The 12,179-nt window shown below is 46.2% G+C and carries 13 protein-coding genes; 6 read left to right on the forward strand and 7 right to left on the reverse strand.

The window, feature by feature from the left end; all coding sequences use genetic code 11:
• The first annotated feature begins 28 nt into the window (after window positions 1-28).
• Complete coding sequence (gene crtE / locus E5S67_RS11480) at window positions 29-955, forward strand: geranylgeranyl diphosphate synthase CrtE (RefSeq protein WP_172187218.1); 927 nt, start codon at window positions 29-31, stop codon at window positions 953-955.
• Between the two features lie 14 nt (window positions 956-969).
• On the forward strand, window positions 970-1,428 hold the full coding sequence (locus tag E5S67_RS11485; protein ID WP_172187220.1) for a divergent PAP2 family protein: 459 nt from the start codon (window positions 970-972) through the stop codon (window positions 1,426-1,428).
• Between the two features lie 53 nt (window positions 1,429-1,481).
• On the opposite strand, the gene E5S67_RS11490 is transcribed toward E5S67_RS11485, so the two are convergent.
• From E5S67_RS11490 to E5S67_RS11505, 4 genes are all read right to left on the reverse strand, one after another.
• Window positions 1,482-1,985: a YbjN domain-containing protein gene (locus E5S67_RS11490; RefSeq protein ID WP_172187222.1), complete on the reverse strand. Its 504-nt coding sequence runs from the start codon at window positions 1,983-1,985 to the stop codon at window positions 1,482-1,484.
• A 279-nt stretch (window positions 1,986-2,264) separates the two neighbouring features.
• Window positions 2,265-3,170, reverse strand: a complete 906-nt coding sequence (locus E5S67_RS11495) for a ferritin-like domain-containing protein (RefSeq protein WP_172187224.1) — start codon at window positions 3,168-3,170, stop codon at window positions 2,265-2,267.
• 209 nt (window positions 3,171-3,379) lie between these two features.
• On the reverse strand, window positions 3,380-3,613 hold the full coding sequence (locus E5S67_RS11500; protein ID WP_172187226.1) for a hypothetical protein: 234 nt from the start codon (window positions 3,611-3,613) through the stop codon (window positions 3,380-3,382).
• Window positions 3,614-3,615: 2 nt separating this feature from the next.
• On the reverse strand, window positions 3,616-3,942 hold the full coding sequence (locus E5S67_RS11505; protein ID WP_172187228.1) for a hypothetical protein: 327 nt from the start codon (window positions 3,940-3,942) through the stop codon (window positions 3,616-3,618).
• 155 nt (window positions 3,943-4,097) lie between these two features.
• Between E5S67_RS11505 and E5S67_RS11510 the strand changes: the two genes are divergently transcribed.
• On the forward strand, window positions 4,098-5,339 hold the full coding sequence (locus tag E5S67_RS11510; RefSeq protein ID WP_172187230.1) for a hypothetical protein: 1,242 nt from the start codon (window positions 4,098-4,100) through the stop codon (window positions 5,337-5,339).
• A gap of 235 nt (window positions 5,340-5,574) precedes the next feature.
• On the opposite strand, the gene glnA is transcribed toward E5S67_RS11510, so the two are convergent.
• The gene (glnA, locus tag E5S67_RS11515; RefSeq protein WP_172187232.1) at window positions 5,575-6,996 is read right to left on the reverse strand and encodes a type I glutamate--ammonia ligase; all 1,422 of its coding nucleotides are present in this window, start codon (window positions 6,994-6,996) and stop codon (window positions 5,575-5,577) included.
• Window positions 6,997-7,333: 337 nt separating this feature from the next.
• On the opposite strand from glnA, the gene apcB reads away from it, so the two are divergent.
• Complete coding sequence (gene apcB / locus E5S67_RS11520; RefSeq protein ID WP_172187234.1) at window positions 7,334-7,843, forward strand: allophycocyanin subunit beta; 510 nt, start codon at window positions 7,334-7,336, stop codon at window positions 7,841-7,843.
• A gap of 253 nt (window positions 7,844-8,096) precedes the next feature.
• Here the strand turns inward: apcB and E5S67_RS11525 are convergent, their stop codons facing one another.
• A complete protein-coding gene (locus E5S67_RS11525; RefSeq protein WP_172187272.1) occupies window positions 8,097-8,294 on the reverse strand; it encodes a hypothetical protein in 198 nt (65 codons plus the stop codon).
• A gap of 264 nt (window positions 8,295-8,558) precedes the next feature.
• Between E5S67_RS11525 and E5S67_RS11530 the strand changes: the two genes are divergently transcribed.
• Both E5S67_RS11530 and E5S67_RS11535 read left to right on the forward strand, forming a co-directional pair.
• Entirely contained in the window at window positions 8,559-9,401 is an 843-nt protein-coding gene (locus tag E5S67_RS11530) for a TlyA family RNA methyltransferase (protein ID WP_172187236.1), read from the forward strand.
• 135 nt (window positions 9,402-9,536) lie between these two features.
• Window positions 9,537-10,226 (forward strand): hypothetical protein, encoded by a 690-nt coding sequence (locus tag E5S67_RS11535; RefSeq protein ID WP_172187238.1) that lies wholly within the window; start codon window positions 9,537-9,539, stop codon window positions 10,224-10,226.
• Window positions 10,227-10,425: 199 nt separating this feature from the next.
• On the opposite strand, the gene E5S67_RS11540 is transcribed toward E5S67_RS11535, so the two are convergent.
• A complete protein-coding gene (locus E5S67_RS11540) occupies window positions 10,426-11,916 on the reverse strand; it encodes a DUF697 domain-containing protein (RefSeq protein WP_172187240.1) in 1,491 nt (496 codons plus the stop codon).
• Between the last annotated feature and the right edge of the window lie 263 nt (window positions 11,917-12,179).

The raw sequence follows: 12,179 nt of genomic DNA on the forward strand, positions 1-12,179 counted from the left end.
GTAATTATTTAGTACAAGAGAGCAAGGGATGGTATTGGCAACAGAAATGGGTTCGTCCCAACCGGAATCCTCTTTCGATTTATCTACTTATCTAGTCAAGCGAAAAGAGGCGATCGAGGTAGCTCTCGACAGTGCACTCCCGGTCATCTACCCAGAGAAAATTTACGAAGCAATGCGCTACTCGCTGCTAGCGGGGGGCAAGCGCCTGCGTCCGATCCTGTGTCTGGCTAGCTGCGAACTGGCCGGTGGCACTACATCTATGGCAATGCCCACAGCTTGCGCTTTGGAAATGATCCACACCATGTCGCTGATCCACGACGATTTGCCGGCAATGGACAATGACGACTACCGGCGCGGCAAACTGACGAACCACAAGGTTTATGGCGATGATATCGCCATTTTGGCTGGCGATGGTTTGCTGACCTATGCTTTTGAATTTATCGCCACTAAAACTGAGAACGTACCCCCCCAGCAGGTGTTGCAGACGATCGCCTATTTGGGTCGCGCTGCCGGGGCTGGTGGACTCATAGGCGGTCAGGTGGTTGACGTGGAATCGGAAGGAAAGACAGATGTTTCTCTGGAAACTTTGAATTACATTCACGCTCACAAAACAGGCGCGCTGTTAGAGGCCTGCGTAGTTTGTGGGGCAATTCTTGCTGGGGCCTCGGCTGCGGATTTGCAGCGGCTGTCTCGTTTCGCTCAAAATATTGGGCTGGCTTTCCAGATCGTTGACGACATTCTGGATATTACTGCTACCCAAGAAGAACTGGGCAAAACTGCTGGCAAAGATGTTAAAGCAGGAAAAGTCACTTTTCCCAGTTTATGGGGAATTGAGGAGTCTCGGCGCCAGGCTTCACAGCTTGTTGCTGATGCTAAGGCTCAATTGGCAGTGTTTGGGAGCAAAGCTCTACCGCTGCTGGCGATCGCCGATTTTATTACCAGCCGCAGTAATTAGAAATACCAAACACTATGCAGGAAATTTGCAGCGGCATATTAAACAATCATGTACTCGTGGTTGCTTTGCTCGCTTGTCTGGCGGCTCAGATCATGAAGCTGCCGATCGAGTTGGTCAAAAATCGCAAGTTTAATCTTCAGTATTTGGTAACAACGGGGGGAATGCCCAGCGCTCACTCGTCTTTTGTCGGCGCTTTGGCTGCTGAAGTCGGACAAACGATGGGATGGGAAAGTCCGGACTTTGCGATCGCTGCGATCTTTGCAATTATTGTCATGTACGATGCAGCAGGCGTGCGCCAAGCAGCAGGCAAGCAAGCTCGCATCCTCAACCAAATTATTGACGAGTTTTTTGAGGAAGATCACAACCTTAATGAGGCTCGCCTGAAAGAGTTGCTGGGACACACTCCTTTTCAAGTGCTTGTCGGTTTGGGGCTGGGAATCACTATTGCTTGGATCGCAGGGCCTGCATATTAGTTAACAGTTAACTGTTAACTGTTAACTGTTGACTGTTAACTGTTGACTAATGACTACTGACCGAATTCTGCTTGCAGCAAGTCGTCGTTGTCATCGGCGATCGTGGCGACAATAGTAATAACTCGAGAAATTTCCCCGGCAGAGATTTCGGCGATCGTCCGAGTCGATATTACCGCAACTTGATTGTCAACAATGGCAAAATGAGATTCCAAAGTAGACAGCCAATTCATTTCTAGGATTTTCCGCATTAATTGAGCTTCATTCTTCGCGGGCAATTGCAGTACAAAAGCCCAAACAGTCAAAGTATCATCTTCGGTTTCGCCGGTGAGTTGCACGAACACTTCAACACTGCCGTACTTAAACTTCCAAAGATGTCCCCCAGCTTCATTTTGACCGACCATCACTTTTTGGTCTACAGCCATGCTGGCGATGACAGTTTCAATTTCTTCTGCATAGGTGACGGCTGTGGCTTTTTCGACCTGCTCGGAGGCGATCGCACTTTCACTTGAGAGGCTTTCTGTGGAAGCTGTTTGTATGTTCGGCTCGCTATTAGTCATGATTATATTTAGACGGAAAACTATTCCAATAATCAGTTTACTTCCTATTTAGGACTTACAAAAATAGGACTTACACACAAAAACCTTGATAAACCGGCTTTCTTGACAAAAACCTACGCTTTGAGTTCGCTCCCCAGGGAAGAAACCAAGGTGATGACACCCCGTGCGTAAGTTCTAGAAAAGAAAGCCGGTTTCTTGCAGAAATATCGCGCCCCTCAACGAGACAAGCAGGAAGAAACCTGGTTTCTAGTCGCTCCGCGCACAGGCCCTCGCCAGTGTTTAAGCCTTGGGCTTGGCCGGGGCCGGCTTCTTCTCAATGGTATTCAAGCCGTTGAGGAACATCGGCACAAGTTTCTCCACAAATGCCTGCGGGTCGCGGTTCCAGGCCCGCTGAGCAACATCGACTCTGGTCATTTGCAGATCCGGGGCCAGCAAGGTCATGGGCAAGCGTTCCATCAGGTATTGCGGGCGTTCCCACATCGGCATGGTGTTGGCAATATCCACGAGGCGGGTGACGCGGCGGAGTTCTGCCCCCAGCATGATATCCATTCCCGATTCAAATGCTGCTTGTTCGATCGCCACATACTTGCGCTTTGCCTGTTCCACCTTCTGGCGGTGTTCCGGGCTTTTGGCAGCTATTTGGGCGAGCCAGCGGTTGCCCCAGCGGACGTGACCAGCTTCTTCGGGAAAAATCTTTTCGATAGTTTCGCGGATTTTGACGTTTTCTGCGGTTTGGGGAGCCTGTTTGAGGGCGTGGATGTGCGCTGAGAAGTATTCGCAGCCACGCTTTTCGGTGACGTTAATCGCGACTAAGCCTGCAATTATACTGTCATCGAGGTTGCTTTTCGGGTTGTATTGCTCTTTGTCCAGCAGGCGGTCAAATTCGTCAATGTAGGAGATTCCCGGCGGCGTTCCCACATTTTGGCCCAAGTCTACCAGCAAGTCGGTGAGCCACATAGCGTGTCGCGCTTCGTCGGAAATGTGGCGGGAGAGGTCGCGCACGAGTTCGGCCGGTTCGCCGTCGAGCCGTTCGATCACGTCCGTGAGGTCTTTGCAACTGCGCTGTTCGCTGTAGCGGTAGCGGTTGAGGGTGATCAGGTGCAGTTCGCGATCGTGCACTACTTTAGCTAAAATTTCGCGCGCTCCCATTGCGTTGCGAAGCTTGCGGGGATAGGCAACAGTCATGCTTTTATGTTGTTTTATAAAGATACTTATATAAGTGTAACGCAGTTTTTTTGATAACCAATTACCTCGCAAGGCTGAAAGTTATTGTGTTGCAAGCAGATTGAATTTTATACATACAATTTTTTTACTCGCAGATCGATCGACTAAAATAGTTTTGATTTGTCATTTACGGAAGCGTTCCGCGAGGCTCCCAAAGCAATCTCACGCACTCAAAACTTTTCAGGTTCCGTCGAGTCTAAAGCCTCAAGGCTAGCAGGCTCTTGTGGAAATTTGTGCATCTCCTCCACTTCCAGTCTAGCCAGCGTTGTCGCCGCATCCGCTAACTGTAAAGCCAGATTCATCCGACCAACTGGGTTTTTCTCTTTCCAAAGGTCTTTTGCTAAGAAATGCACTCGATAGCGAAACATTTTAATTGACTGTGATGGAATAACTTTAGCTGTCATGATTATAGTCTCTCTTCAACTGTAGCTAGGATGCGAAGCAGTACCCGTTCGGGTTCTAGATAGACAAATGTCAGTATGATTACTTGATCTTCATTGGTGATTGTGACATCCCAGGTGGCCGATCGCGGTTCAACCAGTTCATGCCTAACTATTACAGTATATTGTCCTGCTGCCAAGTCATCAAATCCCGCATCTGCCTCCATCAAAGCCACTGTCTCCTCGGCCAGTACCCGTCCGTCCCGATTTAGTAAAGTAATGAAGGCAATGCCATCAACTGAAGTCATTGCCAGGTTATTTTGATTGCGTACCATCACAAAAATATCCGACATTATCTGCTAGTTGCTAATTGCTGCAAATTGCTAATTTACCACAACAGCAACACCGCGCAAGCAAGGCGGATAGACGGTCATCCGATTTGAGATAGAATCGATCAAAATTTGAGCAATTCCAAAGACATATTATATTATAAAAGGAGTAAAATTTAATGATTTCCACTAATTCTGTAGATCCTGGGTCACAGGGCGAGGGCGATCGAATCATCTCCCAAATCTTGCAGCTTGCCAACAATTTAGAAATTGATACAGACCGAGCTATGGTTTTAGAAGCTATTGCTAAGAAATATGCCGAAAATCGACAATACGATCGAGCCCTTCAAAGTGTTAACACTATTATCGACAATGCTTACAAAGCTCGAACACTGGCTGAAGTCGTTCTTTATTGTGCTGAAGTGCTACCAGTCGATGAGGTCACTAATGCCCTATACCAAGCTCTTCAAATCGCTCAGGAAATAGAATATGAGGAAATAAAATGGTCGAGTGTAGGATTTATTGCTGACTGCTGTTTTGAAGCTGGACGATACGAACAAGCCCTTCAAATTGCTCGCACCATACCAAATGATGAACATCAAATTAGTATCTTAACTAAGATGGCTGTTGCATATGCTAAAGCGGAAGAAGGAACTCTAGCTGCTGAAACTTTTGCTCACGCCTTTGAAGAGTCTAATACTCTCGATGATAAATATTCTCGCTCCTATTGGTGGATTTGTATCGCTGCTGATTATACGGAAGCAGGACAAGGAAATAAAATGGCTGAAATACTGGCTCGCTCACAACAACTCCTCACTGCTTTAGAATCTATAGAATTAGAATCGCTAGAATCCTACCGCGAACAAACTGAAACTTTGGGAAGTTTTGCCATCTTATATGCAAAAATTGGGCTATACGATCTAGCTTTTCTGTTCGCTAATGCTATTAAAGAAGATGAGTATTCAAGATTTATAACTTTGCTGAGCATCGCCATTTGTCAAGTGGATGCAAGTGAATACAGCGAAGCCATCGAAATTGTTAAACCCTTCCGAGGGAATTATGCTATTGCTCATCTCTTCAGGAGAATTGCATCTGAGTATGCTGAACAAGGGCACTACAGTCTAGCTATTGACACCATAAACTATATAGACCGCTCTGTAGAAGAAGATGATTATCAAGCTGCTTTGGCCGTTGTTACCGCTATTCGTGCGACAGCAGAAACAGGAGATAAAGTCCGCGATATGTTGTCTCAAAGCCTTCAGATTGTCAAGGGTTGTAGAGCCAGTGGCTTAGTTGATATTGTTGCTCAGTATGCCAAAGTAGGACTGTACACTGAAGCTCTTGAGATTGTGAGGCCCCTTAAAAATCAAAACCAGAAAGCCTATGCCTTGGAGAGTATAATACGGCAGATTCAAATGTAGGTTTCGCAAATGAGTTAGCAACTACTCCTTTGATGAGGGTAGCTGTAATTACAGTTATGATTATTGCGACCAATTTATTGGTGCAAATTAAGGATGCCACCGGACTAGAGATAAAATTTGGAGTTCGCATAAACTATAAAAAAAGACCGCCGTTACAGACGGTCTTTTTTCGATTAGAAATCATCAAACACCAAAAATGACAATTCTCAATTTTTGATGTTCGAGCTTCAACTATCTAACAGTCGTAGTAGAGAGCAAACTCGTAGGGGTGAGGACGCAGCCGCATCGGGTTGACTTCATTGTCGAGTTTGTAGGAAATCCATGTTTGGATGAAGTCTTCGGTAAATACCCCGGTTTCAGTTAAGAAACTGTGGTCTTTTTCTAAAGCTTCTAAAGCGCCTTCCAAGGAACCGGGAGTTGAAGGAATTTTGCTCAATTCTTCAGGAGAAAGGTCGTAGATATCCACGTCCAAAGGTTCGCCCGGATCGATTTGATTCTTGATGCCGTCTATGCCGGCGCACAGCATGGCTGCAAATGCTAAATAGGGGTTGGATGTGGCATCGGGACAGCGGAATTCTAACCGCTTGGCTTTGGGGTTGGTTCCCGACAGCGGAATCCGCACTGATGCCGATCGATTTCCTTGAGAGTAAGCTAAGTTTACAGGCGCTTCAAAGCCCGGAACCAAACGCTTGTAGGAATTGGTCGTGGGGTTGGTAATTGCCAAAAGTGCCGGTGCGTGCTTGAGAATGCCGCCGATGTAATGCAGTCCCATTTGACTGAAACCTGCATATTGATCGCCTGCAAATAGAGGTTGGCCGTCTTTCCAAATCGACTGGTGAACGTGCATCCCGGAACCGTTGTCGTTAAACAGCGGTTTGGGCATGAAGGTGATGGTTTTGCCGTATTTTTTGCCGACGTTTTTGATTACGTATTTGTAAGTCAGCAAGTAGTCGGCGGCTTGCACTAAAGTGGCAAATCGGAAACCGAGTTCGCATTGACCGCCGGTGGCGACTTCGTGGTGGTGCTTTTCGATGGGTACGCCGCATTTTGCCATTGTCAGCAGCATTTCCGTTCTCATGTCTTGAGAGGTATCGGTTGGTGCTACTGGGAAATAACCTTCTTTGTAACGCGGTTTGTAGCCGAGGTTGCCGCCTGCTTCTTCTTTGCCGGAATTCCAGCGACCTTCGATCGAATCTACGTAATAGTAGCCGGAATTTTGGGTTTGGTCGAAGCGAACGTCGTCAAAAATAAAGAATTCTGCTTCCGGGCCAAAGAATGCTGTATCGCCGAGACCGGTCGAAAGCAAGTAGTCTATGGCTTTTTGGGCAATGGTGCGGGGACAGCGACTGTACGGTTCCCCGGTGCGTGGTTCTTTGATGCTGCAAATGAAACTGATGGTCGGTTCTGCCATGAACGGGTCCATCCAAGCGGTTGTCGGATCGATGACCATCGTCATGTCAGATTCGTTGATGGCTTTCCAGCCCCGAATGCTGGAACCGTCGAAGGGTACGCCGTCTGTGAATGCGGTTTCGTCGATTTGGTCGTGGTACAGGGAAAGGTGCTGCCAGATCCCCGGCATATCGATGAACTTTAGGTCAACGATCTGGATGTTATTTTCTTTTATGTAATTTAAGGCTTCTTGGGGCGTCTGGAACATGACTTACTCCTGATATTGGTTGTGTCTTGGCGTTCGGCCGATTTCAGACTGTTTGGGCGATCGTAGGCCTTCAGTACCCACTATTTTGTATCTAAGGCTACAAAATTTTGAAATAGGGGCCCAGTGCAGTCGGGCAGTTCGAGATTCTTGCCCTGTCGATTTTTCGGCTGAAGATACAAGGCAAACGGCTTAATTTTGCGGTCGTTTGCCGGGGATAGACTACCCTTCGTGAAAATCCTATCTCAAATCTTAATCAAACGCCGATTTGTAGTAGTCTACAATAGGCGGTCTGTCTCAGATAGCAAAGTATTGATAAAGATTTTTGGGAGAGAAACTTATGCGCGATGCAGTGACGAGCCTGATTGAAAATTATGATGTTGCTGGTAGGTATTTAGACCGAGATGGTATCGATCGGTTGAAATCTTATTTTGCAACGGGTACCGCACGGGTACAGGCGGCGGCGGCGATTAACAGCAATGCTGCGACAATTGTCAAGCAAGCTGGTATTCAGCTATTTGCGGAACAGCCTGAATTGATCCGTCCGGGCGGAAATGCCTACACGACTCGCCGCTATGCGGCTTGTCTGCGGGATATGGACTACTACTTGCGCTATGCTACTTACGCCTTGGTGGCCGGAAGTACCGACGTACTCGACGAGCGCGTGCTGCAAGGTTTGCGCGAAACTTACAATTCTCTCAGCGTTCCCATTGGCCCGACGGTGATGGGAATTGGCATTATGAAGGAGATGGTTAAGGCTCAGGTGGCATCTGCTGGCTTGTCTGTAGGGCCTTTTTTGGAGCAGCCTTTTGATTACTTGATTCGCGAATTGAGCGAACAAGATATTTAAGTCAATTTGCTACTTCTTTTAACAGCAAATTGCACTTGTGGCTTGCAGTTAGTAGCAGTTGGATCGATCGCTTTTTTTGGCCTCACAGCCTCCAAGCGATCTTTTTTTATGGGTTAGACAATTTGAGATTAAAAATTTGGGATTAAAGATTTGAGATTAAAAATTTGAGATTAAAGATTTGAATAATTGGGAATGACTTATGAATTAAAGGTTTGGAGCTTCCCTATAATTGCATTATTTTTTTGAAGCGGTGTTAAAAATCGCCAATACATCCCCAGACGAGGCATTTGTCCAGGGGATTTTTGGTTTGATGCCGATCGACTTGTTCGGCGGTTCTTGCTTCTACTTCGCCGTTGGGGTAAAGAATGTGAATGATATCACCGCTGATGAAAGCCAGGGGATTTTCTTGACAATTGCCCGCATTTCTGATAGGAAAGTTAATTGTTTTCATGATCGATCGCCCTGATGGTATTTGGAGCGCTTTTAGCTGCATATAAATCATCCGCTAGTAGCACAAATTTTTATGTGATTTTATGAAGGTATATGTGTGATCCAACTACACAATCAGACCGATCTCAGTCACATAATGTGAGGTGGGGGCGATCGCCCCTCAATGAGCGCCAAACCAAAATGGTCGCCAAAAATCAGCAGTCGGGCTTGTGCGTAAGTGCTAATCTGGTACTGTTCTTAACCCTATCCGTACAGATTAAAAACCTTGGCTAAACAGCGACTAGACACTTTATTGGTCAGCCTAGATTTGTGCAGTTCCAGACAGCAAGCTCAGGCATTGATTCGGACGGGGAAAGTCTCCATCAACCAACAGGTAGTGGACAAACCTGGCACTGAGGTTGATATTGCAGCAAAAATTCAGATCAAAGAGCGATCGCGCTATGTTTCTAGAGGCGGCGACAAATTAGCCAAAGCTTTAGAAGTTTTTGCCATTCCAGTTGCAGGAAGAATTTGTCTCGACGGCGGCATTTCCACAGGCGGTTTTACCGACTGTCTCCTGCAAGCCGGCGCTGCCCTAGTCTACGGCGTAGATGTTGGCTACGGTCAAGCAGATTGGGGCTTGCGCAACGATCCGAGGGTAATTTTGAAAGAACGCACCAATTTGCGGTACATGACTGCTACTGAGCTTTACGGCGACTCTGAGCGAGCAGATTTGGCGGTAGTAGATGTGTCGTTTATTTCCCTGGATAAGATTTTACCGGCGCTGTGGGAATTGTTGGCACCACCGCGAGAAGCGGTGTTGCTGGTAAAGCCGCAGTTTGAGGTAGGGCGTGAGAGAGTCGGGAAAAAAGGCGTAGTGAGAGACTCAGCAACTCAAGCCGATGCGATTTTTCAAGTGTGGAAGGCAGCCACAGCTTTAGGATGGCAGCAACGCGGCTTAACGTGGTCGCCTTTACTTGGCCCGGCCGGTAATATCGAGTATCTTTTATGGTTGGGGATCGATCGCGAACAGGAATCAGAGCCGAGGGCGATCGAAGAGAGTGTTGTGAAGGAACGGATCGCACAAGTTACCAAAGCGGCCGCGCGCGAACTTGTCGATAGATTGTAGATTGTAGATTTTAGATTGATTTCAAGATGTCAAGCTAATCAATTTTAAAAATCAAATTTGGAACTCCAGATTGCTCTAAAATTTGAAATTTTTTGGTCAATCCGACTCCTAAACTTTCAGTTAGTGAATAATTCCATGCAGTCATTAAAACAAGTCGGTTCGATTTTACTCTACGTTCTAGGTGCCATCGGGTATGTGGCGATTGTAGCTACTATTGTAGGAGTTTCAATTGTCATCAAGTGGGCAGCTCTGCTACTGGCAGACAAATTATTATATACAATTCTGATTATCGGCGATTTGTTGAGAGGCATCGAAATTATTGAACTGTTAAATATATTAATATTTGCTTTTATCGGTATGGGAGTTGGTGTGGCGACAAGGCTTCTACACCCTCAATACGGTCGCAAAGTTAGTGCGGCTTTGTTAATAGTTATAGTTCCCTTAGTTTTCATGATTACGCCAGCCATTAGATATAATTCTTGGCTGGAAAAAGTGGAAGAATCGGATAAATTATCGCCTCCGCAAACTGCAACCTTAACTAACTCATTTTTGAACAGAAAGGTAGGATTGCCTGGTTTTATCGGTTATTACGTATATACTGGTCAGTTTCCGGTTATTCCGACTAAACAATCGGAGATGAAAGACCTTGACAGCTTTGAAAAAAAAGTTAATTCCAGATTTGTACAGCTAACCGGTATTGCTCCGACTATTGTTTCTTGGTCAATGCGAGTTTGTTTTTGGCTGATTAGAATTTTTTACTTTTCTATAGCGGTAATTGCGACGATCGCTCATTTTAGGGAAGGTGTGAGAATCGCGAGACGGTAATACGATTTTCGATTTTCGATTTTCGATTAAAGAATTGGGTATCACTGATGAGTATGGTGGTTTGGAGTTTACCTACAGTTGCATTGTTTTTTGACAATGGTATAAGAATACAAGCAGTAGGGTGCGTCATATCCTAGCTCTTTGATTATTCACAAATAACCATCTGCTGACGTAGCCTACTCAACTACTAGGGCAATTTTTAATTGCCAATTTTAAACTCTTGCTGCAAGCGATCAATAATTGTATTGCGCTCGATGGTGGCGAGAATTTCTTGAATTACCGTATCTTGTCCCAGGGGACCCCAGGTGCAACCTTTTTCTAAATAAACTTGGGCGGCGCGACCGACAGCGTAGGTTCCGTAAGCTGCTAAACTAGCTTGAGTGACAGCGACTCCGGCAAAAGTAGAAAAGCCGATGTGCGGGGCCGCAGCCGCCGCACTTTTGCCAAATCCCAACAGAAAACTGCTACCCAATTCTCCCAAAAGTACGCCGCCAGCACTGGAGAAAATAGTCTGCCAAAGTTTCCCGGCTTCGTAACCAGTCATGGGTAAGCCGTAAAGTCTGGATAAAGAGCGAATTAAGGCTAAATCTGCGACACTTGCTCCCATTACATCCAAGAATGCCACTGGATTTAAACCGACTGCCAAAGCTTTATATTTTGCAAATTGCCAGATTAAATCTTCGGCTTCTGTTTGTCGCAATTTGAGAACGTGACGGGCAATGTTTGCTTCGGCATCTCTAGCTTCAACTAAAGCATTTAGAGCGAGGAGCGATCGACCTTCTCTGTTAAGAATGGTGAGAATTTTATGTTTGAGTTCGTCTATCTGCGCGGGCGGCGACTCCCATTCGTTAGTGACTCTTCCGTCGGACCATTCCACCCGCACTTGCACCGGTGCCGGTTCGGCGGCTACCATGACTATTTCTAATGATTTGGAAGTTTTAGGCGGTGGTTTGGCGGTAGATTTATCGGAGGAGTTGTTTGGGCGATCGGACAAATTTTCGCTATCTGTTTCCTCTGTTACCGCAGCGGCTGCTAACTCTTCAGAATTTCCCAGCGCTTGCAAACTTTGGTAAATAGCTTTTCTGTCTAATTCTGGATAAAGGTCAATTTTATTAAAAACTAAAATCAGCGGTTTTTGAGCTGTTTGCAATTCGCACAGTGCTTGATATTCAGTGCGGGTGATATCCCCTGCAACGACAAACAGAATTAAGTCAGCTTGGCGAGTTACTTGTTTCGCCATTTCGCCGCGCACTTCGCCGCCAACTTCATCAAGTCCGGGAGTATCGATTAATTCAACTTGCACCCCTCCTTTCCCCTCATTGCCAAGGGGGGATTGGGGGGATTCCTCGCTGTCAAGGAAGGATAAAGGCACACTCCAGCGCACGGAACGCGGCCACTGAGTCACGCCGTTGAGAGGGCCTGTTTGCAGAATTTTGTGACCTAAAAGCGCGTTTAATACGGCTGACTTGCCGCGGCTGACTAGGCCGAAAGTAGCAATGCGGATTATGTTGTGGTCTAGTTTTTCTGAGGTGGAAGTTAAGATATCTAACTGATATTGCAGCGCCGCTTCTAATTCTGTATTATTCGAGTTTCTTTTCCCTTGGCGCAGGTGGGAATAGCGCGCCAGGGCTTCGCGCAAACTGGCGCGGGCAAGGGATAAGCGATTTTCTTGAAGGGAATTGTCAGCCATTGGCGATCGGCTTTTTTAAGCAGGTATAATTGATCGTCGAATTATAAATCCTATTTCTTATTTTAATACAATTTTTTATAAATTTATAATTTTTTATTGGGGAATTAGGTAGGGACACGGCACTGCCGTGTCCCTACGGATATCCTGGGCAACCTACCGGATTTAATATCAGATATCCTGGGCGATTGAGCGGATTTAATATCAGATGCTGGACTAATTTTAATTAACCCCTGAATTAACGGTTTGTTAATGGGCTGCGGCTA

The organism is Microcoleus asticus IPMA8, from assembly GCF_013179805.1.
Lineage (GTDB): Bacteria > Cyanobacteriota > Cyanobacteriia > Cyanobacteriales > Microcoleaceae > Microcoleus > Microcoleus asticus.